Source organism: Candidatus Ozemobacteraceae bacterium (assembly GCA_035373905.1).
GTDB lineage: Bacteria > Muiribacteriota > Ozemobacteria > Ozemobacterales > Ozemobacteraceae > MWAR01.
On the sequence record DAOSOK010000044.1, the window covers coordinates 1 to 21964 of the forward strand.

Annotated in this window: 19 protein-coding genes and 1 tRNA gene; 12 read left to right on the plus strand and 8 right to left on the minus strand. The window is 62.5% G+C overall.

The genetic code is table 11. The features are described 5' to 3' along the window. Nucleotides 1–504: 504 nt before the first annotated feature. A complete protein-coding gene (locus PLU72_17430; GenBank protein ID HOT29962.1) occupies nt 505–1659 on the minus strand; it encodes a hypothetical protein in 1155 nt (384 codons plus the stop codon). 524 nt (nt 1660–2183) lie between these two features. On the opposite strand from PLU72_17430, the gene PLU72_17435 reads away from it, so the two are divergent. The 8 genes from PLU72_17435 to PLU72_17470 all read left to right on the plus strand — a co-directional run bounded on the left by PLU72_17435 (nt 2184) and on the right by PLU72_17470 (nt 6718). Further along, nucleotides 2184–2255, plus strand: a tRNA-Thr gene (locus PLU72_17435). 46 nt (nt 2256–2301) lie between these two features. Further along, nucleotides 2302–3246 (plus strand): sigma-54 dependent transcriptional regulator, encoded by a 945-nt coding sequence (locus PLU72_17440; GenBank protein ID HOT29963.1) that lies wholly within the window; start codon nt 2302–2304, stop codon nt 3244–3246. A gap of 23 nt (nt 3247–3269) precedes the next feature. Next, on the plus strand, nt 3270–3542 hold the full coding sequence (locus tag PLU72_17445; protein ID HOT29964.1) for a late competence development ComFB family protein: 273 nt from the start codon (nt 3270–3272) through the stop codon (nt 3540–3542). 48 nt (nt 3543–3590) lie between these two features. Then, complete coding sequence (locus PLU72_17450; GenBank protein HOT29965.1) at nt 3591–3962, plus strand: STAS domain-containing protein; 372 nt, start codon at nt 3591–3593, stop codon at nt 3960–3962. Nucleotides 3963–3986: 24 nt separating this feature from the next. Then, nucleotides 3987–4289, plus strand: a complete 303-nt coding sequence (gene rpmE, locus PLU72_17455; protein ID HOT29966.1) for a 50S ribosomal protein L31 — start codon at nt 3987–3989, stop codon at nt 4287–4289. 34 nt (nt 4290–4323) lie between these two features. Next, nucleotides 4324–5142, plus strand: a complete 819-nt coding sequence (thyX, locus tag PLU72_17460; GenBank protein ID HOT29967.1) for an FAD-dependent thymidylate synthase — start codon at nt 4324–4326, stop codon at nt 5140–5142. Further along, nucleotides 5120–5401 carry a chorismate mutase gene (locus tag PLU72_17465; protein HOT29968.1) on the plus strand — a complete coding sequence of 94 codons (282 nt, stop codon included), beginning with the start codon at nt 5120–5122 and terminating at the stop codon, nt 5399–5401. Before thyX ends, PLU72_17465 begins: the two co-directional genes overlap by 23 nt. Nucleotides 5402–5434: 33 nt before the next feature. After that, nucleotides 5435–6718, plus strand: coding sequence for a cyclic nucleotide-binding domain-containing protein (locus PLU72_17470; GenBank protein HOT29969.1), 1284 nt, complete (start codon nt 5435–5437; stop codon nt 6716–6718). Between the two features lie 18 nt (nt 6719–6736). Here the strand turns inward: PLU72_17470 and PLU72_17475 are convergent, their stop codons facing one another. From PLU72_17475 to PLU72_17490, 4 genes are all read right to left on the minus strand, one after another. Then, on the minus strand, nt 6737–7186 hold the full coding sequence (locus PLU72_17475) for a hypothetical protein (protein HOT29970.1): 450 nt from the start codon (nt 7184–7186) through the stop codon (nt 6737–6739). Between the two features lie 59 nt (nt 7187–7245). Next, nucleotides 7246–8304 carry a radical SAM protein gene (locus tag PLU72_17480; GenBank protein ID HOT29971.1) on the minus strand — a complete coding sequence of 353 codons (1059 nt, stop codon included), beginning with the start codon at nt 8302–8304 and terminating at the stop codon, nt 7246–7248. A gap of 336 nt (nt 8305–8640) precedes the next feature. After that, nucleotides 8641–10662 (minus strand): hypothetical protein, encoded by a 2022-nt coding sequence (locus PLU72_17485; GenBank protein ID HOT29972.1) that lies wholly within the window; start codon nt 10660–10662, stop codon nt 8641–8643. After that, nucleotides 10659–13418: an O-antigen ligase family protein gene (locus tag PLU72_17490; GenBank protein ID HOT29973.1), complete on the minus strand. Its 2760-nt coding sequence runs from the start codon at nt 13416–13418 to the stop codon at nt 10659–10661. Before PLU72_17490 ends, PLU72_17485 begins: the two co-directional genes overlap by 4 nt. Before the next feature lie 274 nt (nt 13419–13692). On the opposite strand from PLU72_17490, the gene PLU72_17495 reads away from it, so the two are divergent. The 4 genes from PLU72_17495 to PLU72_17510 are packed head-to-tail and all read left to right on the plus strand — an operon-like array spanning nt 13693 to nt 18577. Beyond that, complete coding sequence (locus PLU72_17495; protein HOT29974.1) at nt 13693–14754, plus strand: NAD-dependent epimerase/dehydratase family protein; 1062 nt, start codon at nt 13693–13695, stop codon at nt 14752–14754. A gap of 28 nt (nt 14755–14782) precedes the next feature. Then, complete coding sequence (locus PLU72_17500; GenBank protein HOT29975.1) at nt 14783–15844, plus strand: NAD-dependent epimerase/dehydratase family protein; 1062 nt, start codon at nt 14783–14785, stop codon at nt 15842–15844. Nucleotides 15845–15860: 16 nt separating this feature from the next. Continuing rightward, a complete protein-coding gene (locus PLU72_17505) occupies nt 15861–17312 on the plus strand; it encodes a radical SAM protein (GenBank protein ID HOT29976.1) in 1452 nt (483 codons plus the stop codon). Then, nucleotides 17309–18577, plus strand: a complete 1269-nt coding sequence (locus tag PLU72_17510; protein HOT29977.1) for a glycosyltransferase — start codon at nt 17309–17311, stop codon at nt 18575–18577. Before PLU72_17505 ends, PLU72_17510 begins: the two co-directional genes overlap by 4 nt. A gap of 21 nt (nt 18578–18598) precedes the next feature. Here PLU72_17510 and PLU72_17515 read toward each other — a convergent pair whose 3' ends face one another. The 3 genes from PLU72_17515 to PLU72_17525 are packed head-to-tail and all read right to left on the minus strand — an operon-like array spanning nt 18599 to nt 21832. Beyond that, nucleotides 18599–20110: an oligosaccharide flippase family protein gene (locus tag PLU72_17515; protein ID HOT29978.1), complete on the minus strand. Its 1512-nt coding sequence runs from the start codon at nt 20108–20110 to the stop codon at nt 18599–18601. Then, on the minus strand, nt 20073–21224 hold the full coding sequence (locus tag PLU72_17520; protein HOT29979.1) for a glycosyltransferase family 4 protein: 1152 nt from the start codon (nt 21222–21224) through the stop codon (nt 20073–20075). The genes PLU72_17515 and PLU72_17520 overlap by 38 nt, the downstream gene beginning before the upstream one ends. Continuing rightward, nucleotides 21221–21832, minus strand: coding sequence for a hypothetical protein (locus PLU72_17525; GenBank protein ID HOT29980.1), 612 nt, complete (start codon nt 21830–21832; stop codon nt 21221–21223). The genes PLU72_17520 and PLU72_17525 overlap by 4 nt, the downstream gene beginning before the upstream one ends. Nucleotides 21833–21964: the final 132 nt, after the last annotated feature.

Below are 21964 nucleotides of genomic sequence, written 5' to 3' on the forward strand. Positions count from 1 at the left end.
TTTTCAGCGTTTATCGATGTTTCAAGCTGGAAATCAGCTTATCCGAATACACATGATTCGACCGACGAAGGCTCGTTCGTTGCCCATTTTCTCGGCCGCCTGCCGATCACCCTCATCCGGGCACCATCATCGTTCAGGCAGCACTCGAGAATGACCTTCTGATGATTGCCGACGGTCACCGACCACCTGCGCCCCGGGGTTTCGACATCCGGGAGTCCCAACTGGATCGGCACGCAGCAACTCCGGATCCTTGCACCATCTTCGCTCAGGACATCCAGCACCCGCTCATGGACAGTCTTTCGCTTCCCAGGCAGCATTGCAGCCAATTCCCGCTCCTTCATCCCGGCACACTCGCGGCACCACATACACATTCCGGGCGATACAGCAATATAGAGGCATCTTTACAAGATCACCTCATGCCGGCGACAAACCATGGCGTTGTCGGGCAACATTCATCGCGCTTCGACAGGCTCAGCACGAACGGGAACGCGAAACCGGCTGGACCTAGCGCTTGTCTCCGGGAACATTCTCCGCGGGAGCGAGCAGGCGGCGGGCTTCCGTCGCATGGAGGCCGGCCGGGAAGTCGTCGAGGTAGAAGGCGATGTCCCGGGGTTGGCGACCGCTCGACTCGGTCCAGGCCCAGGAGATGTCGTCGTGGAGGGAGGCGATGTCGGCGCGAAACGCGCCGTTCGGCATCAGGCGAAGGTATTTCTCAATTGCGGATTTGGCTTTCCAGAGGGCCATTTCGGACGCTTTTCCCGACGGGCCCGGCATGCGCGCGGAGAGCGCCTCTTCGTAGATTCGTCGGGCCCACAGCTCGTCGAAGGCTTTGTCCTTGTGCCAGCCCAGAGGCGCATGGGTGGCATATCGATAACACTGGTGGGTGGTCGGATAGGCGTTCACGTTGTACCAGAGGTCGCGCTCCGTCAGGAGCATCTGGAGAAGCCAGGCCAGGAGGCCGATCAGCAGGCCGAGCCGCATCGCGAGGGGCCAGCGGCGGGGAAGCGGCGACGCAGGACGGGCGGCGGCTTCAGCGAGAAGGGCTGGCCAGGCGGCGCTCGGATCCGGCTCGGCAGAAGATGCCTGACCTCGGGGAGGAGCATCGGAATCACGTTCAAGACCGGCGGCGCGCTGAAGGTATTCGAAGACCAGATTGCCTTCGATGGAATTCCAGCAGATGAACTCGGAGCCAACCTTGAAGGACAAGCGGTGTTCGCGCCACTTGCGACCGGTCTTTTTGTCCCGGTGTTCGTAAATCGTGACGGTTGCCTTCCGGACGTCGGCGACCGGGTAGAGTTCCACAAGATCGTCCTCGTTTTTCATATATGCGACGATATATGGTGTCGCGACGACCGAGCGGGGCACCTGCCGATGACGGTGAAGATGCAGCAGATATCTTCCCGTCAGGATCAGCCAGGATCCGAGCATGGAGACGGCGATCATCACACCGGCCCAGCCGCCGTACAGTTCGCGCTCGACACCGGCAACAACGAGCACTCCGACGATCAGCAGGCCGCCCAGGCAGATCGCCGACACCGCCTTGTGCCAGACGAGATCTTCGTAGATCCGCACATACCAGGTTTTCGAGCGGGCGCCCCGCAGGGCAGCCAGGAGTTCGTCACGGACAGGAACGGGAAGATCACGAAAGGGAAGCTTCATGGCGACTCCTTCTCACTCGATGAACCGGAATGCCGCATTGTCTCTTATACGCAGTATACTCCGCAACGCGAGAACGCGTATACCATCGATTATTCTTCGCAAGGCTGGAGGGTTATTGAGTCCTGCATATCAAAAACCAGCTTCGCGTCTCCGTTCGTGCTGAGCTTGTCGAAGCACGAACAGCCACTTGCAGATGATTCCTCATTTCGCCCTTCGACAGGCTCAGGGCGAACGGGTGGCTTTCATTATGCAGGAATCAATAAGAGGCTGTGTGGAAAATCGGTTCCGGTCATCCTGATGGTTGATATCGAACTCCTCGAGAAAGGGCGGGCTTGAAACCCGACCCTCCATCAGCACCAGTCTGGCGCGGTCCCCAACCCTGGAAATGGAATCGGGTACCCCGTTCATCGCGGGTTTTCCCGCCAGAGCGGGCGGGGTGCGGAATTTTTCCGGGGAAAATTCTTCGATTTTATTGACACGGAACAGGGGCTGTGGTAGGATATTTCCCGTCTTTCCGACTGTTTGCCGGCGTAGCTCAGCGGTAGAGCAACTGATTCGTAATCAGTAGGTCGTAGGTTCAATCCCTATCGCCGGCTTTCTTTATCCCTCCTGAAGGGGTGACGATCTTTCGCAGGTTTGATCATGGACAGCAAGATCATCGGTAACAGCAAGGCGATCCGTGAGGTGCTGGGCCTGATCGACAAAGTGGCCCAGAGTGACGTCACTGTACTGATCACCGGCGAAAGCGGTACCGGCAAGGAGATGGTGGCACAGAGCATTTTCCGCGCCAGCGGCCGCCGGGCGAAGCCGTTCATCACCCTCAACTGCGCGGCCATCCCATCCGAGCTTCTCGAGAGCCAGATGTTCGGCCACGAGCGCGGCGCGTTCACGGGCGCGGTCGGTCGTCAGGAAGGATGCTTCGAACGGGCCCACACGGGCGGCCTGTTCCTCGACGAAGTCGCTGACATGGCGCTCATGACCCAGACGAAACTGCTTCGGGTGCTCCAGGAGCAGGAATTCGAGCGTATCGGCGGCAAGGAGACCATCAAGGTAGATGTACGGATCATCGCTGCGACGAACAAGAACCTGCTTGAGGAAATCAAGCGGGGACGTTTTCGCGAAGACCTGTATTACCGGCTCAACGTCGTCGAGATCCGCATTCCGCCGCTTCGCGACCGCATGGAGGACCTCGCCCCGCTCGTCGGTTTTTTCCTCGGCGAGTTCACGAAGAAGTACAACAAGGCGGGTCTTGCGATGAGCGACGAAGCGATGCGGGTCCTCTCGTCCTACGAATGGCCGGGAAACATCCGAGAGCTGAAGAACGTCATCGAGCGCTCGATCGTGCTTTCCCGGGGCCAGGTGATCGAGCCGGAAGACTTTCCGGAAAAGCTGCGCCAGCAATCGCCCTCATTCGGAGATCACCAGATGCGGGAAGAGCAGATCATGACCCTCGAAGAGATGGAGCGGATGTACGTCCGCAAGGTCTTGGAATACACCGGCGGCAACAAACTGCAGGCGGCGCGACTGCTGAACATCGATCCGAAGACGCTCCGCACCAAGCTCGCCGATTCCGATTCGCACACGTGACGAAAAGAAGGCGCTGAAGCAGCATGGCATCAGTGAAAATGATCAACAAGATGGAAGTGATGGTGGAACAGGCCGTCAACGCTGAGCTTGCCCGCCGAAACGAAATCTGCGGCTGCGAACGGTGCAAAAGCGACATGATCGCCCTCGCGCTGAACACACTTCCCTCACGATATGTCGTGACATTATTGGGAGAAGCTGTTACAAATGTAGACTTGGAGTCAAGTCAGTGGAAAGCTGATATCATGATGGCGGTCTATCGGGCCATCGAAATCGTCCGAGGTCGCCCCCGGCACTGAGCCGGGAATGGCCCGGAAGGGTCAACCAAATTACGTGGAGGGGAACCAATGACCGACAAGAAGAACGGAACGACCAAAGAGAAGCTGACGTTCGAACGCTCTGAAGCCTCGAAAGGCTTCGTCGTGCTCAAGTTGATCGGCGACCTGGACATGTGGACGCTGCCGCTCGCCAAGGAGCGGATCAACGGCCTCGTTCAGGAAGGCAAGGTCAAGATCGTGCTCGACCTCGAGCGCATGAACTATATCGACTCGTCAGGTCTCGGTTTCTTCATCGGCTCGCTCAAGAAGCTTCGCGATGCGGGTGGCGACCTGATCCTGATCAACCTCAACGCGTATATCTACGGCATTTTCAAACTCATCCAACTTCAGCACATCATCCAGACCTATGACAGTCTGGAAGAAGCCTCAAAGCACTTTTGAGCATTTACCGCAAGGAGTAACCCCATGAAGGCCAAGATCCATCCCGATTACAACAAGATCAACGTGACCTGCGCGTGCGGCAATTCGTTCGCCTCCGCTTCAACGGCGAAGGAGCTGAAGGTCGAAGTCTGCTCGTCCTGCCATCCGTTCTTCACCGGCCAGCAGCGCTTCCTCGACACGGCCGGCCGCGTCGAGCGCTTCCAGGCGAAGATCGAGCAGCACAAGAAGGTCGCCGCCGAAGCCGAGGCCAAGAAAGCCGCCAAGAAGGGCACCGCGAAGGCCAAGGCCGCTCCGGCCGCCGAAGGCGTCCCCGCCTCCGAGAAGTAACCATCACGCCGCCCGTCAGCCGCGAGGTTGTCGGGTGTCACGCCGCGCACCCGGAAAGGTCCTCCACGTCCTTTCCGGGTGTCGGTACGCCCGGTGCGGTTCCCGGCGCAGTCAGGTCACGCGCATGAAACTCGTCCTGCTCAGGCACACCCCCGACCCCGATCTGCTCGTGGCCCTCGCCGCGCGGCGATGCTACTCGTGCCGCACCGCCGAGGCCATCGAGGAGCGGCTCGGCGAGACCGAGATCGACCAACTGCTCGAGAAGCTGCGGCTCAGAAACCACCTGTCGCCCTTCGAGCACGTCACGTTCACGTTCAGCGTCGACGGCGTCTCGCGGGCGCTGTCTCACCAGCTCGTGCGACACCGCATCGCCTCGTATTCGCAGGAAAGCCAGCGCTACGTCGAGTACACGAAGCTGCGCGAGCTGCCGTACGTCGTGCCGCCGACGGTCGCGGCGAACCCGGAGGCGGCAAAGCGATTCGCGGCCGTCACGGAAGAGGCGCTGAAGGGCTATCGCGAGTTGCTGGAACTGGGCGTGCCGGCCGAAGACGCCCGCTACCTGTTCCCGAACGCCGTCGAGACCAAGCTGGTCTACACGATGAACGCCCGCAGCCTGTTCAACTTTTTCGAACAGCGATGCTGCCGCAAGGCTCAGTGGGAAATCCGCATCCTGGCCGAGGCGATGCTCCGCGAGGTGCGGAAAGTCGCGCCGCGCATCTTCCGGCACGCCGGCTCCCCCTGCCACGACCGGGAACGCCCCTACTGCCGCGAAAACGACCAGACCTGCCCCAACTACAAGCTCGTCGAGCGCTACCTGAAAGCCCGCTGCAGTGCCTTCGAAGACCCCGCCTGAGCGCCTCGGGGAACTCCGCCGCGAGATCGATCTGATCGACGCGCAGATCGTCGCCCTGCTCGACCGTCGCGCTGAAACGGCGCTTCAGATCGGCGCCTGCAAGAAGGAAGCCGGCATCCCCTTTCCTCTCGACGCGGCACGCGAGGCAGAGGTGCTCAACCGAGTCGGACGCGCCCGCCGGGGGCCATTTCCAGAAAATACATTGATCGATATTTATAAAGAGATCGTAGCCGCCTGCAGGAACCTTCAGACTCCCTGACGGCGCGGGCGCATTCTCGAGAAGAGGCTGACCATGGGAACGATCCCGTTCTTTTCCCCCGATCCTGAGCTGTTCCGAGAATTCGCGGCCCTTCTCCCGGCCGATCTGGCCGAGTATTTCGATCTCGCCCATCTCGACACGCCCGCACGGGCGAACGAGTTTCTCAGTCTCGAATTTCCCGAACTGGTCGTCATCGACTTTCGCGATCCGGCTGCCGGGGGGATGGAGATTCTGGCACACCTCCGCAGCGATCCCTGGATGCTGTCCTGCGGCATTCTCACCATCCAGCAGCGCGTAAACACGGCGGCTGAGGTCCCAGAGCTTCAGGCAGCCAATTTTCTGGTCGGGCTTCCGCAGGGACGTCTCGCCGACCTGGTGCCGCGCATCCTCCGCATCCTCCATCAGAACGCCGGCATGCTGGTCCAGCGATTCGTGGCTCTCGACCTCGCCGCGACGCTCGTCGACCAGTTCAGCATCGAGAACGAGCCGCTGGTTGCCATGTGCCACGCCAACATGATCGTGAACTATCTCTACAACCTTCACCGGATCTCGGATAAAACGAAGCTCGAGCTGACGCTGGTTTTCACGGAGCTGATGCAGAACGCGATCGAGCATGGAAACTGCGGCATCAGTTACGCGGAAAAGACCGCGTGGCTCGAGAACGGAGGCGACATCCAGGAGCTGATTGACCGGCGGTGCGAAGACCCGGCGATCGCCTCCCGTCGCGTGCGGTTCGAATACGAGGTCACCGCCCCGTTCACCTCCTTCCTGATTGCCGACGAAGGAGCCGGTTTCGACTGGCAGAACCGTCTCGAGGGCTCGGAAGGCGGCACCGGCCTGCAGCTTCATGGGCGGGGACTTCAGATGGTGAAGCAACTCGTGCAGGATCTCGAGTTCAACGAACCCGGGAACGAAGTCCGGTTCAAAGTTCCTCACCAGATCGCCGTCGCGAATATGGCTCCCGGCCTGTTTCGGAACCGATGCCCTATCGTGTTCACCCCCGGGGAAACCGTCTTTCGGGAGGGCGAACCATCAGATAGTTTATACTATATTATGAAAGGCCGTTTTTCGGTGAACGTGCATGGAAAGACCGTCGCGACGCTCGGCCCGGCGGACCTGTTCGTCGGGGAAATGTCCTTCCTGCTGAACCGCCGCCGGACGGCCACCGTCACGGCGGAAACGGCCGGAAGCCTGCTCAGCATCTCGCGACGGGAGTTCGTCGAAGCCATCCGGGAAAAGCCGCAGTATGCGCTGGTTCTCTCCCGGCTTCTCGCGCAGCGCCTGGAGCGCCAGAATCAGCATCGGGCGGACGTGTGAGCTCCCACCGTCCGGCGATCAATCCGAGGGCAGCCCCCTTTCGGCTGCATCCATGCTGTCCAGCATCGCTCGGGAGTCCCGGATACAATCACCGATGAACGACAGTCCGAAGGCTTCCTCGCGTTCATTGAAGGAATACGGAAGAAACCCTTCGAAATTCAACCGGTCACCCTCTTCGATCCAGTTCTTCGAGCATCGGATATATCCTTTCCTGATCGCCCGCTCGTAAATGTGTTTCGTCCCTTTCGGGACGAAATGTTCTATGCAGGAAGTCTGCTTCTGAAGGGGAACTTCACTCATTTCCTGGTAACAATGCTTGAACCGGCACAGAACGGACTCGAACAACGCTTCCTTGTCCAAGGCGGTCAGTTCAGGCCGATTTCCGGCATTCAGAAGGTTCTCATACTGTTTCTCGAGCCTCGCAAGCGCTGCTTTCGCGCGATTCAGGCTCACCCGTAGCACAACCATGCGTTTTTCCTATATGGCATAATATATCCGAGGCATTTCGTGAAGTCGTGTCGACACGGTCATCGTGCGTGGGTGTACTCACGGCAGCGGTCGCAGACGATCGGGGCGCCGGGCAACGGGACGCCGCCCCGGAAGATGGCTCTCGCCCGTTGATACTTCACGCTATTGAATATGGCGCGGATGGTCTCGCGGTTCGCGTTTCCGAAATCGTCGCTCGTCTCGAACGTGCGGCAGCAGGGAGCCACCCCGCCGTCGGGATTCACGGTGATCGTTTCGTAGAGCCAGAAACACGCGTGTTCCGACAGAGGCTTCTCGGGGGAAAACTCGTACCGGTACGGCGTGCGCGCATCCGGCAGCCACGCCCGTTCGGGGCCGGGCGCGCGGCCGGTCCAGGGCGAGTCGGCCAGCTCGAGGGGCATGAACCGCACGCGGTCGACGCCGGTTTTCGACGCGAGATCGGTGATGCGGTCGAGCTGGTCCTGGTTGTAGGCGGTGACCAGCGACTGCCACTCGACGCGCAGGCCGGTGCGACCCTGGCGCTGCCTCTCGGCGAGCAGGAAGCGGATGTTCTCCATCGCCCGGTCGAACGAGGCGCCGATGCGGTAGCGACCGTAGGATTCGGCGTCGTAGCCGTCCATCGAGATGATCAAGTAATCGAGATTCGAATCGAGCAGTTCGAGCGCCTTTTCCCGGCCGAGCAGCTGGACGTTGGTACTGAGGTTCGTGGCCAGGCCGCGCCGGTTGGCCTCGCGGATCATGTCGAACAGGCGGGGGTTCAGCAGGGGCTCGCCCCAGTTGAAGAACCAGATCCGGATCGCCCAGGGCGAGAGTTCGCGCAGAACCTTGAGATACAGGTTCCAGGGCATGTCGCCTTTCGGGCGGCCCTTCAGGCCGAGGCCGGTCGGGCACAGCGGGCATCGCAGGTTGCACCGGTTCGTCGGGTCGGTGACGAGCACGTACGGATACCCTGGCACGGTCAGGGTTCTGAACCTGGCGCACAGCTCGTTGACGAGAAAATTGAACCACCGCGCAGGCGTGGGATTCTTCGTGACGATCTGGAAATGTCGCTTCATGTCTTCCAGCCGGTCACGCCAGGTGCCGATCCAGTTCCAGGTCACGGCTCGCTCCTTTCCGCCGATGCAGGTGCGCCCATTATACCCGATCAATTCCGGGGACGTGATACCAAACTCAATTTCAGTGACGTGATATCAAGACACCTATTGAGTCCTGCAGAATGAAAACCAACCGTTCGCCCTGAGCCTGTCGAAGGGCGAAATGAGGAACCATCGGCAAGTGGCTGTTCGTGCTTCGACAAGCTCAGCACGAACGGAGACACGAAGCTGGTTTTTGATATGCAAGGCTCAAAAAATCCATGAATCATGGGAGAAAAGCATTGAATCTCTCTGACACGGTCTCTTTTTCTGAATTCGATATCACGTCCCCCGAATTCGCGGTTATGGGGATTTCCAGGTTAGGAGGGCGCATTGGGGGTCGGAATAGACGGGGGTGAGGCACTTTTGGAAGAATTCTTCCTGGATTTTTCGGAAGCCTTCGCTGTCGATGTTCGCATACAGGGCGGCTGCGTGCCGGGGGAGATAGATGTAGGCGATGCCCTGTTCCTTCAGCAGGCGCTCGGCTTCGGCGGCCGAGCCGCTCCTGTACAGGAAATTGATGAAGTGGTGCGGAAGAAGGCCCGTCCAGAGGTGCGGTCGGCGGAGATGGTAGGTGCGCTCCTCGAGCAGGACGAGAATCTTTCCTTCACCGGTCAGGTGACGATTCGCCCAGTCGAAACAGGCGTAAAAAGGGAATTTCGAGGCGAGGAACCGGTCGGCCGGCATCGCCCCGGACACGGCGGGTTCGACGCGTGCAATCCGGTTCAGCCCGTACGAAGCCGTCCAGGTGCAGGACACGATCCCGAGAAGCATCCAGAACGCAAGTCGGCGGGGAGGCAATGCGAAGACCATCAAGGGAGCCGCCCAGGCCAGAAGCGCAACGAGAGGCAGCAGAAACCTGATCTGGTGGCTTCCCAGCAGCCAGATTCCCAGCAACCACACGGCGCAGGCGAGAATGGCCCGTAAATCGGCCCCGCACTCCTCGCCGAGATCGGAAGAGGTGCGTGCCGGGGTTTCGGATATGCGGAAACCGAAGGCGTGCGAGAGAAGCAGAAGTCCGAACACCAGGACGAGAGGGCTCAACTGCCCGTCAAAATACTTTAGTGGATATATATCAGAGTGAAAGTGACCGTGAATGATGACGTTCCACGGCACAAGCAGGAGGTTTTCTATCTCGTGGCCCATGCCGAAGCGATCGGTGAACGCCTCATACGAGAAGTCGATCAGGTCCTTCGAGCCGGCGGGAAGGCGATCGAACGGCAGGCCGGGAAGCCCGGGCTTTGCCTGAAACACGCCGGAAGCGTGGGGATACAGCGGATTTCCGGTCATGACCAGGTTTCGCCAGTAGAACGGTCCGGCGCCGAGGCCGAGAGAAATCAGCCCCCCGGCCAGCAGAGCGGAACAAGCCTTCCAGGGGATTTTTCCGCGGCGTACAAGATCGTATGCGAGAATCGCGACAACGGGCAGAAGGGCAAGACCGAGATACTTCGTCGCCGGCAGCAGTCCGGCCAGCAGCCCCGCTATACGGCATGTCGAGGCTTCGGAACGGAGTCCGGAAGATCCGAGCAGCGTGAGGATGGCCACGAACACCAGGCACTGGAAAGGTTCGACGTAGGATGAGCCGGCGAGAAATACCAGCTCGGGATTCGACACCCAGGCCAGAAGCCCCACCGTTCCGGAAAGGCCATAGGTTCTCGCCATCAGAAGGCCGGCCCCGGTCAGGAACAGCAGATTGCCGAGACCGCCCAGGAGATCCCCGGTAAGAAGCCGAAGCCAGGCCAGGAAAGCGGCGTGAGCCAGGGGCCTGTAGGTGTTGAGTTGCGGCGACGGCTGCCAGAGCGTTCCGGTTTCGCTGAACTCGCGAATCGCCTGGAGATGATACACATGATCGTCGTGAGCGGTTGAAGGGGCGAGGGCACACACCCCGGCCATGACGCCGAACGCCAGCAGAACGAGCCAGGATGCCCCGTGGATACCCGCAAGAATCGACCCGTTCCCGGCACGGGGAAGGCGGATTGCAGCAACGAGAGGAACGAGCAGGAGCAGAGCGGTTACCGGCCGCAGGAAGCCGAGGGTCAGCAGGGCGACACTGCCCAGGGTCAGCCAGACCAGGCCGACGGAGAATCTCGCGACGGGACATGCCGATGAGGAGCGGAAAAGCGCGAGCACGCCCCTGCCGATCCATTCCATCGTCTGGATGCCCGCGACGCATGCGGCGAACGCGAGGGCGCCCTTTCCCAGGATGTACGGCAGGCCAGACGGGTCTGCCAGCGCCATTCCGAACAGCGGATGCTCATGGGCATAGACCGCCACGATCGCGATGGCAACGACCCCGGAAAACCAGGAAGCCCCTCGCGTGCTCATGGCCGCCCCCCCCCCTGTCCTGCCGCCTTGGCGCGAAGACGCGCCATGAAGGCGTCCCATTTCTGCCGATGGTATCCGCCCGCATCGGGATCATACCGACGCAGGGCCGTTTCGAAGGCCAGCGTCCACTGGTCGCCCGTCGAGCCGAGCGCCCACGGCCGGGGGCCATCGGAAAACACCGGTTCGAGCCGAACGGAGGAGCACAGGTTCAGAGCCGTCCGCCATTCTTCCCGGGCCTCATCCGGCCGGCCCGACGCGGCAAGCAGATCACCGTACCGTTCGATGATCCAGGGGTTCCCCGGGTCGCTCTCTCTCAGTCGCTGCAGCCGCTCGAACGCCGCGTCCGGCGGCAGAAAACCGGTCGAGAGGAAATCGCTTCGGAGGTTTTCATTGTTCTTGCTCCGGCGGACGATCTTTGCTTGTATCTTCGAGTATATATCTTCAAATATTTCTTTTCGGTTCGCTTTCGCCGCCAACTCGAGCATGAACGCGAGGCATCCCATCCCCCAAGACGGATCGGCCATGGGCTCCGAGGGGGGAACGCGAACCAGGTCGAGGAGGTTCCAGGCGTCGCGCGCATGCTCGGGAAAACTCCGGGCCAGCGCGGAGTCGAGTTCTTTCGCCGGAAGCGGGACGCCACGCCGGGCGAGGCATATCCCGATATCCGCGATCATCTGGGCTTCGTAGACGGTTTTCGGGGCGGCCGCCGTCCAGCGTGAAACGAGAAGCGACGTCATCGTCGCGCCGACGGCGGGGTGATCGAGCACGAGCGAAGGGCCCCACCCCCCACGCAGGACCGCCTCCCACGCGGCATCCGTCGCATCCGTCCCCGCGGCGGCACGCGCCAGGGCGAGGCGGGCCCAGCGGATTCCGAGCAGGTCTCGGGGCTCGAGGGAGACGGAGGCGGCGAGGTCTTCGAGCGACTTTACGGGGTGACCGGCCATTTCCCGCAGGCGGCCGCGAAGGAACCGTGGGAGATAGTATCCGGGCCACCCGGCCGCGATATCGTCGAGTTCGGCGAGATCGGCCTCGGACGGCGCCGTTCCCGTGCTCCAGCGGATGAGAAGGCGCTGCAGGCGTATCGCCAGGTCCGTCGGCCTGACGGTCGCGGCCCTGTCGAGGGTTTCGACCCAGGCGGGATTCCGGTTGCCGAGCAACTCGACCGACTGCCGGAACAGAAACGGGGCCCGATGGAGGCTAAAGATGCCATATATCATAATCAATAGTATCCCCGCGAACGACCACGGCACCCACTTTTTCCCGGGAACGGCCTCGTCCGACGAACCGGAACCGCGTGCAGTTTCGCTGTATGCGCTCATCCCGAGCGCCATGAGCGAGGGGGTGAACCAGACGAAGTCGAACAGGCCCAGCGCCAGGAACGCGCCCCCCAGGCCGAAGGCGCCGGCCGACACGGCAGCCGAGGTTCCCCACAGGAACCCTGCGATCAGGAACAGCACAAGCAACGGAATGCCGCCGGAAAGCGCGATTTCGAGAAACAGGTTGTGGGTGTGGGGGTAAATCCAGTCGGCGGGAATCATCCGCAAGGCGTCCGGCAGGGCAAGGGGCAACTGGCCGAATGCCATCATTCCATGGCCCAGCCAGGGATGCGCGCGGATCTGGTCGACGGCCGCCCGCCAGATGAGATATCGTTCGTTATGGAATACTTCGAACCACAGCGACGTGTCGAAGAGCTTGTAGATGCACAGCAGGCCGATAACCAGGGCGGGGACGAGCGTCCGACGCGTGCACGCGTCGGCGAACCGGCGGCGGTGCAGGAGGAGGGCGGTCAGGAGAAACACCAGGATCGCGGCCCTTCCGCCGCTGGCCAGGAGGATGCCGAGATAGGCGATACAGGCGGCGGCGCGCGCCACCCGGCGGGCCGGAGCGGGGATCAGGTCCCACTCGGCGGGGCGGATGATGAATGTCAGCATGCCGAGGGCGTAGGCAGCCAGAAGGTTCGGATGCAGCCCGCCGGCGAAAACGCGTTTCTGCATCGCCGTCCACAGATCGGCCTCGCCGAGCATCATGCCGAACGCGGCCAGGACGATGGGAAACCCGGCGAGAACGAGCGCCTGCATCAACCGGTCGCCGGCGGCGGCGGCCGTGCCAGGCGCGAGAAAGAAGATCGTCAGGCTCGCCAGCGCGAGAAGCATCACCGCGGTGTTGCTTCCCGGGCCGCCCGCATGCGCGATCGCAAGAAAGCCCAGCGCCCCGGCCAGAAGGGCCGCGGGCAACCACCGTATCGCGGGAAGCCGGCCGTTTGCGATGCGGCTCATGCCGGCGGTGACGAGGAGCAGGTCGAGGGCGGCGGCATCGAGGCCGAAACTCATGCCCAGGCCGATGGGACGGCACATACCGGCATCGAAGGTCAGGCCGAGGTGATACCCGGCCAGCAGCATCCGCTGTTCATCGGTTTCGGCAAGCGCGAGACAGGCTCCCCATGCAGCCCAGCTGATCGACACCAGCGCCTGGAACGCCTCGAACTCCCCCATCGCGGCAAGATGCAGGTGGCGCGACAACGTGATCCACAGCAGGTTTTCAGCGAACGACCGGCCCCGCCACGAGGCGATCCCGACGCACGCAGCCATCCAGGCGAGATCGATTGCGGGAAGTCCGAGCAGATCGCCTCGCCAGGGAAACTCGTACAGATACACCCAGCAGGCGGTCACGGCCAGGAGAATGAAGTTCCAGACGCCGCGAAGAGTCCGAAAACGCTCTTCGATTCCGATTTCCCGCCCCGCCGCCGGAGTGTCCATGGCGGGTAAAATACCATGGCGACGGGGTTTTCCGCCACGTCCAGCACTTGATTTCTCAGGCTTCGACGTGGTACGCTCGCCCTCGGTATTGAGTCCTGCAGAGTGAAAACCACCCGTTCGCCCTGAGCTTGTCGAAGCCTGTCCTGAGCCTGCCGAAGGGGGCGAAAGCCTCTCGTGCTTCGACAGGCTCAGCACGAACGGGAACGTGAAATCGACTTTTGTCATGCAGGAATCAATAGGTATCCTGCAAACTCCACAAAGTGAGTGCCGACTGATGTTTCGAAATGCGCTTGTAGTCGGGGGGGCCGGGTTCGTCGGTTCGAATCTCGCCATCACCCTCAAACAGAACGTTCCGGCAGGGAATGTCCAGGCATTCGACAACCTCCATCGCCGCGGCAGCGAGCTGACCCTCAAACGTCTGCGCGAGGCGGGGGTCGCCTTCGTGCACGGCGACATCCGCATTTCCGAGGATTTTGCGTGTTTCGGCGATCTCGACCTGATCATCGACTGTTCGGCCGAGCCGTCGGTCCTGGCCGGCATCGGCGGCGACCCGTCGTATGTCATCCAGACGAACCTGTTCGGGACCTTTCACATACTCGAACTCGCCCGTCGGAAGAACGCGCGGCTCGTGTTCCTTTCCACCAGCCGCGTCTACCCCGTCAGGCATCTTCTGAACATCCCTCTGCAGCAGACAGTCGGCCGATTCGTCCTGGGCAGCCCCCTCCCCCGCGGCCTCACGCCGGAGGGCATCACCGAGGAGTTCCCGCTGGACGGCCCCCGGACGCTCTACGGGGCGAGCAAGTTGGCCAGCGAACTGTTAATCCAGGAATATATCGAGACCTATGGATTGAAAGCGGTCATCAACCGCTGCGGCATCATTACGGGGCCCTGGCAGATGGGCAAGGTCGACCAGGGCGTCGTCGCCCTGTGGGTCGCGCATCACGTGTTCAAGCGGCCGCTGAAGACGATCGGCTTCGGCGGCCAGGGGCTGCAGGTCCGCGACGCAATCCATGTGGACGATCTGGCAGACCTTCTCGGGATCCAGCTTTCGAACATCGACAAGGCGAGCGGCACCTGCTTCAACGTGGGCGGGGGCCACGCCGTCTCGTTCTCGCTCGCCGAACTGACCGCGCTCTGCGAGGAAGTTACCGGCAACCGGGTTCCGATGGAATCCGTGGCCGAGACGCGCCCGGGCGACGTTCCCTACTACGTGACGGATGCATCCCTCGTCAGTCGCACGTTCGGCTGGAAGCCGAAACGCGACATGCGTGCCATCGTGGCGGAGATCGCCTCCTGGATCGAGAGCCACCGCGACGAGCTGAAGGACATTCTTTGATTTCCGTGGACTGCCACGGGGAGGAACCATGAAGATAGCGATTGTCACAGGATCGGCAGGATTGATCGGGGCGGAAGCCAGCCGTTTTTTCCATAGCAAGGGCTATACCATATTCGGCATCGACAACGACATGCGGAAGGAGTTTTTCGGCGACGAGGCCTCGACGCGCTGGATGCGCCTCGACCTCGAGCAGTCGCTGAAGAACTACAGGCATTTCGAGATCGACATCCGAGACGAAGCGGCGCTCGGCAACGCGTTCCGCGAGGCCGGTTCCGACCTCGCCCTCATCATCCACTGCGCCTCGCAGCCGTCCCACGACTGGGCGGCGAAGGCGCCGCACGTGGATTTCACCGTGAATGCGAACGGCACGCTGAACCTGCTCGAACTGACCCGCCAGACCGCCCCGGAAGCACCGTTCATCTTCACCTCGACGAACAAGGTATACGGCGACACGCCGAACCGGCTTCCGCTCGTCGAGAAAGAGACCCGGTGGGAAGTCGACACCGCCCACCCCTTTTTCGAGCACGGCATCGATGAGTCGATGTCGATCGACCAGAGCCTGCACAGCCTCTTCGGCGCCTCGAAGGTCGCGGCGGACGTGCTGGTGCAGGAATACGGCCGCTATTTCCGGATGAAGACCGTCTGTTTCCGCGGCGGCTGCCTGACCGGCCCCGGCCATTCGGGAACCCAGCTGCACGGGTTCCTGGCCTACCTGATGAAGTGCGCCATCACGAAGACGCCGTACAAGGTGTTCGGATACAAGGGCAAGCAGGTGCGCGACAACATCCACAGCCACGATCTCGTGGAGGCGTTCTGGCAGTTCACGCAGAAGCCCCGCATGGGCGAGGTTTACAATATGGGCGGCTCGCGGCACAGCCACTGCTCGATGGTCGAAGCCATCAAAAAATGCGAAAATATCACTGGAAATACAATGATCACCGAATATGTCGAGAGCAATCGCATCGGCGATCACATCTGGTATGTGAGCGACGTCCGCCGGTTCCAGGAACATTATCCCGACTGGAAATACCAGTATGACATCGACGAACTGCTGAAGGACATCTACAGGGGGCTCGTCGAGCGCCGCTGATCGGAAGGAGTCTGCCATGCGAGTCCTGCTTGCCAATCCCCCGTGGGAAAAACCGGGTCACTACTACGTCCGGGCGGGCTCGCGCTGGCCGCACTTCGAGCGGAACGGCACGCGCTACATGCCGTTCCCGTTCTTCATGGGATACGCGGCCGCGGTGCTGATCGAGGCCGGATTCGAGCCTGCGGTCATCGACGCGTGCGGCGAACGGCTGACGACGCCGGAGTTTTTCCGCAGGGCCGAAGCCGCCCGCCCCGAACTCGTCGTCGTGGAGACATCAACGCCGTCGTTCGAGAACGACCGCGGCATCCTGCGCGAACTGAAGCAGCGGCTGCCCGGCTGCCGCATCGCCGTGACGGGCGCCTGGCAGGACCCCGATGCCCGCAGCTACCTCTCTCTCGCCCCCGAGGCTGATTTTTTCCTGGCGGGTGAATACGAAGAAACGCTGCTGGAACTGGTTCGGGCTCTGTCGGACAACCGCAGTCTGCGTGACATCCGGTCGCTTGAATTCCGGGACGGGCCCGACGTCGTCAGGAATCCGTTCCGCCCTCTTCGGGAGCGGATCGACGAGCTCCCCTTCCCCGCGCGGCATCTCTTCAACATGAACGTCTACGAGGACCTCACCGGCTGTCTCCCGGCGCCCTCCCTGCAGATGTGGGGCTCGCGCGGCTGCCCGTTCGGCTGTGTCTTCTGCGTCTGGCCGCAGATCATGTACCGCACCCGGAACTACCGGTTCCGCTCGCCGGAAAAGATCGTCGATGAAATAGAATTCGAGCTGAAGCGGTTTCCCTACAAGTCGTTCTATTTCGATGACGATACCTTCAACATCGGCAAGGAACGCATGCTGGCGCTGTGCGACGAGCTGAAACGGCGGGGCATCAACCTCCCCTGGGGGATGATGGCGAGGGCCGACACGTCCGACGAGGAGACCCTGAGCCGGATGCGCGAGGCCGGCCTCACCGCGGCCAAGTTCGGCATGGAGTCGGCGAACCAGGAGTTAGTCGATCACGCAAAAAAGTCCCTGAACATCGATACCGCCCTGCGGAACATCCGGTTCGCCAAGTCGCTCGGCATCAAGGTGCACCTGACCTTCACCTTCGGCCTGCCCGGCGAGACGAAGGAGACGATCAAAAAGACGGTCGACACCGTCCTCGATCTCGACCCGGCGTCGGTGCAGTTCTCGATCCTGACGCCGTTCCCCGGCTGCGACCTGTTCAAGACATTGCGTGAGCAGGGGCGGCTGACCTCCAATGATTTTTCGAAGTTTGACGGCTACACGTCTGCCGTTTTCAAGAGCGACACCCTCTCGTCGGCCTCTCTGGAAAAGGCCTGCGCATACGCCGAACGGCGCTGGCGGAAGCACCAGCTCCAACGCCAGATATTCTCCAATCCGCTGGAGATCTTGCGCAAAGTCGCCCTCAAGCCGGCGAAAGCCGTTTCAATATTTTTAGATATGTTTCGACGGAAATGACCGGCCGGCTGGCCGGGGGTATCCTGCAACTCCTCCAGAGCGGGAAGCGGCCCGCCTGGCTCGAGCTGCTGCTTTCCGTCGATGGCTCGCTCGCCTTTTCGTGCTGGCTGGCCCAGCAGACTCTCGCATCGCTTCTCGCTCTTCGGGGCACCCGGCCGCCACCACCTGCCGACCGGAAGCGGCTCCTGTTCCTGACCAACGAGCGGTTCAGCCTGCCCGCCGCGCGGATCAGGTGCGCCGACATGGCCTGGTATCTGCGTGAGGCAGGGTTCGAGGCCGATGTGTTTTCATACGGGGAACGATATTTCGCCGGCCAGCCCGGCTTCTACACGCGGCTCTCGGACACGCAGAAGATGCTGGCCAACCTGCGCGCGACCTGGGACCTGCGAAACGAGGCCGGCACGGTGCTGATCGTGCAGCGCACGCATTACCACGCGCTCGCCGCGCTGGCGTTGCGGCGCCGTCTCGGCGCCAGGATCGTTCTCGACCTGGACGATTTCGACTGGAAGGGTAACCCGAACGGGTTCAAGTGGCTGTGCCGGTTCCCGCCGTTCCGGTATGACACGCTGTTCCAGACGCTGGTGAAGCTCGCCGACGGCTGCATCGTCTCGAGCCACCGGCTGTTCGAGCTCGTCTCGCCGCACCACCCGAACACGATCCTCATCCCGACAGGCGTCCGGCCCGACCGTTTCCCCGCGCACCCGCATCGCGATGCGCCCGACGTGTGCTTTTCCTGGGTCGGCACCCTGATGCACCGGGAAAACCTCAACACGCTCAACCTGCTCATCGACCAGTTCCTGGCCATTCCGTCGCCGGTTCCGAAGCGGCTCCAGATCGTCGGGGGCGGCACCTGGTTCGGCGAATTGAAGAAGCGGGCCGCCGCCCATCCCGAGATCACGATCCTCGACTGGGTGCATCCCGACCGCATTTCCGAGCTGATGCGCGGCGTCGACGTCGGGTTGTTCCCGCTGTTCGAAGACACCGAGTTTTCGCGCTGCAAGAGCCCGACCAAGATGTTCGAGTATATGGCCAGCCGCCGCGCCGTCATCGTCTCCGACCTCGGCGAGGCCTCCCGCATCATCAGGCACGGCCGGAACGGTCTGCTGGCGCGGCGTCCCGACGAGTTCGGCGCCCTGATGAAACAGCTTCTGGAGCACCCCGACCTGCGACGCACCCTTGCCGATCGCGGCCTGGAAACGATTCTGAGCGAGTACCAACTTCCGCATCTCGCGGCCCGCCTGGCACGTTTTCTCTCGAAACTCTGACCCATCCGGGAAACGGCGTTCTCAGGCTTTCCGGCCAGCATCGGAAACGGCTTCGCCGCCCGGCTCCATGACCGCCGAGACGCGGCCCAGCCCGAAGCCGATCCATCCGACCAGCCCGCTCGCAGCCAGAAATGCCAGGAACGCGATCAGCGGCGTCGGCAGGAACGCCCGCGCAAGGCCGCCGCACGCGAGCGCCACGGCCCACGGAAGGCCGACGGTTCGGAGATACCCGCTGATCCAGGGCCGGGTCAGCCCGACGTTCAGCGCGGCGACGAAGTAGATCACCTTGATCACGCACATCGTGATCGCCGCTCCCATGCTGGCCCAGAGCGGAACGACGACCAGGTTCAGCGTGATGCTGACGGCGGCGAGGCTTCCGAGAAACAGCGGGTCCATCCAGTTCCGGCCGACGACCACCAGCAGGTTCGACTGGATGACGCCGTAGGAAACACCGATCAGGAACATGGTCGAGAGAGCGATGACGGGCGGCGCCTCCGGGATGCTCTGCCGCGCGAGCAGGTCGAGCAGCACGTCGGGAAAGAGCAGCATCGCGCCGATCGCGGGCAGCAGCAGCCCCCCCATCAGCCGGAAGGTTCCGGCCGCCACGCCGTCGAGCGCCTCGTTTCCCTTGCGCCATGCCTTCGCCAGGCCGGGAAGCGCGACGAGCATGACCGAGTCGGCGAGAATGATGCCGAGATCGAGCAGACGCTTCGCGATTCCCAGAATGCCGGCTTCGCGGTTCCCCCAGAAGGCAGAAACCACAAGCAGATCGATATGATAGTAAGCCATATGGCAGATGCCCGACAGGCCCAGCGGCACTCCCGCCATGAACAGTTCACGCAGAGGTTTCCACTCCCATGCGCCCGTCCACGCGAAACCGGAGCGCCGGACGAACCAGAGCGCATACACGGCCGTCGCGGCGTTCGTAGCCATCATGACGCCGAGGAACGTGCCGATATCGAGCGTCGCGAGGAACCACCAGACAACTCCCAGGTGCGCCACCGACATCGCCAGGTCCATGCCCGCGATCACGCCGAACTGCCTGTTCACCTGCAGCAGCGGATGAATGACGGTGCGCAGGTTGAAGAACGGAATGCCGAGCAGATACACCGTCGTCCACCAGCGCACCTGGAACGACGGGGCGATCAGCCAGGCGAGGCCCACCGTGAACGCGTAGGCGGCCAGGCTGGTGGCGGCGCGGATGAGCATGCCCTGCGAAATCAGGTATGAAGAGCGTTCCGGCGCCTGCTGCAGTCGGGCGACGAGAATTCGCCCCAGGCCCAGGTCGCTCAGGATGGTGCAGGTGTTCCAGTACCCGACGATCGTGTAGAACTCGCCGAGCTGGGCCAGGTCCCAGCGCCGCAGCAGGATCAGGCTGATCACCAGGTTGATCGCCCGGCACAGGTAGGCCGAGCCAACCACCGTCGTCAACTGCCTGAGGATGACGGGGACGTTCATCGTTCCGAAACAGCTTCTGGAAACGGCAAGCGCGAGTTCACCGGTCAGCCGCGGTTTTCCGGCCGGCGAGTTCATATAGCCATCGATATAATTGGTCGGCCATGAGTTCGTGGGAAAACCGCTCTTCGACGCGCTTCCGCGCGGCCTCGCCCATGGCTCTGCGGCGCCCGTCGTCGCGAACCAGCGTCAGAAGCGCCTCGACGAAGCCGGCCTCGTCGTCGGCCAGGAAGCCGTCGATCCCGTCGCGAACCACGTGGGCCGCTTCCCCCACCCGACTCGAGATCGTGGCGAGGCGGCAGGCCATGTATTCGAACAGCTTCGTCGGGCTCTTGCTCTGGTTGAACCGGTTGGCCGGAATCAGCGGCAGCAGGCCGACGTCGATCCTGCGAAGGTAGCCGGGCACGTCGTCCGGGGCCATCCAGGGGACGAACGTGATGTCGACGTGCGGATACCGATCGGCCACCTGGCGCTTGATCTCCTCGATCATGAACCCCGTCGAGGCGATCTCGAGCCGGCAGTGGGGCCACCGGCGGAACACCTCGGCGAAGACGCGGATCGCGAACTGGAGCGCCAGCACGTTGTCGCGCCGGAACACCGTGCCGATCCAGGAAACCGTGACCGGGCGGGACCGGGCGGCGGCCTCTTCCTCGGCGGTGGGCGGATGGAACCGCACGGTATCGACGCCGGTCGGAAGATACTCAACGTGGCCGTTGAGCTTTTCCAGCACTTCTTTCAGGGCATGGCTCGACGCGACGCAGGCGGCCGCCGTGCGACCCACGCGGTCGAGCCAGGTGTGGGCGTCGAAGCCGGGAAGCTGGCGAAGCGTGTGGTAGATCGGGGCGTCGAAGTCCCAGTCGTCGCAGTCGAGAATGAGCGGAAAGCCGCGGACCCGCGAGGCAAGGAACGGGGCAAGCGTGTGGTAGTTGATCCGCTGCACGAAGAGGATCGTCCCCGCCGGCTCTTTCACCAGGCGGTTGTAGGCCCGCAGCGAGTTGAGCATCATCTCGGTATCGGACATCTGGGCGTAGGCCCGGCCGAACTCGTCATGGAACGAGAAGACGCGCGCGTCGGCGCCGCGCTCGGCGAGCGCCTTCGCCATGCAGTAGCACCGGACGCGGGCGCCCGGCATGTGGTAATTCTCGTGGGTCACAAACGCCACGCGGAAGGGCGGATTCCCGGAACCGTTCATGGGAGGCGCACCCCCGCCTGCACGCGCAGCAGCAGGTAGATCAGGAACGCGACGGCGCCGTCGGCCGGCTTGATCAAGCCGACGACCGCGGCCCGCACCAGCCACCGGGCCACGGACAGCCGATACCCGTTCTGAATGCCGGTGAGCAGCCAGACAGGCCCGCCGGCCAGCACCGCGGCGAGGGCGTCGATGACGGGAATCGCGCCCAGCTCGTCCGGCGACAGGAACACCAGCCCCTCGAATCCGTCGCGTCGCAGGCTCTTCAGATGCCGGACCCGCTTCATCAGCTCCCGGAATGCGAGCGCCGGCTGACCGGACCAGTCGAGATCGACCCCCCACTGCACGCCGGGGGCGAACGGCCTGGGCGATGCCACGCCGCAGCGGATTCCGGCAACGAAGGGAAGTTCGAACCATCCGGCATCGACCTTCCAGTGGCCGAGCAGGAATTTCTTCGAATCGGGGAACCCCGGATCGTCCGAAGCCCGCACCAGCACGAGCCGACGGCCCTCAGGAATCTCCTCCGGTGTGACGGGAACGAGGGCAAACGACTGCCGGAACAACTGCCGGATCGATTCGCGCAGCCGATCCTGCCAGTCTCCAGGGTTCATCGGACCTCCGACGCAGAGGACCGTTTTTTGAACGCCACGCTCACAGCCTCTTCCTTTCGCCGCGCTGGGAAATGCCTGTTTTCAAGCGGCAGATCCCGCGTTCCCGCGAGCGGATCACCCTATCACGCCCAT

What these genes read in the sequence shown, in the direction of transcription:
- PLU72_17430 (HOT29962.1), bottom strand. Translation starts at nt 1,659, where the DNA reads ATGAAGCTTCCCTTTCGTGATCTTCCCGTTCCTGTCCGTGACGAACTC.
- PLU72_17440 (HOT29963.1), top strand. Translation starts at nt 2,302, where the DNA reads ATGGACAGCAAGATCATCGGTAACAGCAAGGCGATCCGTGAGGTGCTG.
- PLU72_17445 (HOT29964.1), top strand. Translation starts at nt 3,270, where the DNA reads ATGGCATCAGTGAAAATGATCAACAAGATGGAAGTGATGGTGGAACAG.
- PLU72_17450 (HOT29965.1), top strand. Translation starts at nt 3,591, where the DNA reads ATGACCGACAAGAAGAACGGAACGACCAAAGAGAAGCTGACGTTCGAA.
- rpmE (HOT29966.1), top strand. Translation starts at nt 3,987, where the DNA reads ATGAAGGCCAAGATCCATCCCGATTACAACAAGATCAACGTGACCTGC.
- PLU72_17470 (HOT29969.1), top strand. Translation starts at nt 5,435, where the DNA reads ATGGGAACGATCCCGTTCTTTTCCCCCGATCCTGAGCTGTTCCGAGAA.
- PLU72_17475 (HOT29970.1), bottom strand. Translation starts at nt 7,186, where the DNA reads ATGGTTGTGCTACGGGTGAGCCTGAATCGCGCGAAAGCAGCGCTTGCG.
- PLU72_17485 (HOT29972.1), bottom strand. Translation starts at nt 10,662, where the DNA reads ATGAGCACGCGAGGGGCTTCCTGGTTTTCCGGGGTCGTTGCCATCGCG.
- PLU72_17490 (HOT29973.1), bottom strand. Translation starts at nt 13,418, where the DNA reads ATGGACACTCCGGCGGCGGGGCGGGAAATCGGAATCGAAGAGCGTTTT.
- PLU72_17495 (HOT29974.1), top strand. Translation starts at nt 13,693, where the DNA reads ATGTTTCGAAATGCGCTTGTAGTCGGGGGGGCCGGGTTCGTCGGTTCG.
- PLU72_17500 (HOT29975.1), top strand. Translation starts at nt 14,783, where the DNA reads ATGAAGATAGCGATTGTCACAGGATCGGCAGGATTGATCGGGGCGGAA.
- PLU72_17505 (HOT29976.1), top strand. Translation starts at nt 15,861, where the DNA reads ATGCGAGTCCTGCTTGCCAATCCCCCGTGGGAAAAACCGGGTCACTAC.
- PLU72_17510 (HOT29977.1), top strand. Translation starts at nt 17,309, where the DNA reads ATGACCGGCCGGCTGGCCGGGGGTATCCTGCAACTCCTCCAGAGCGGG.
- PLU72_17515 (HOT29978.1), bottom strand. Translation starts at nt 20,110, where the DNA reads ATGAACTCGCCGGCCGGAAAACCGCGGCTGACCGGTGAACTCGCGCTT.
- PLU72_17520 (HOT29979.1), bottom strand. Translation starts at nt 21,224, where the DNA reads ATGAACGGTTCCGGGAATCCGCCCTTCCGCGTGGCGTTTGTGACCCAC.
- PLU72_17525 (HOT29980.1), bottom strand. Translation starts at nt 21,832, where the DNA reads ATGAACCCTGGAGACTGGCAGGATCGGCTGCGCGAATCGATCCGGCAG.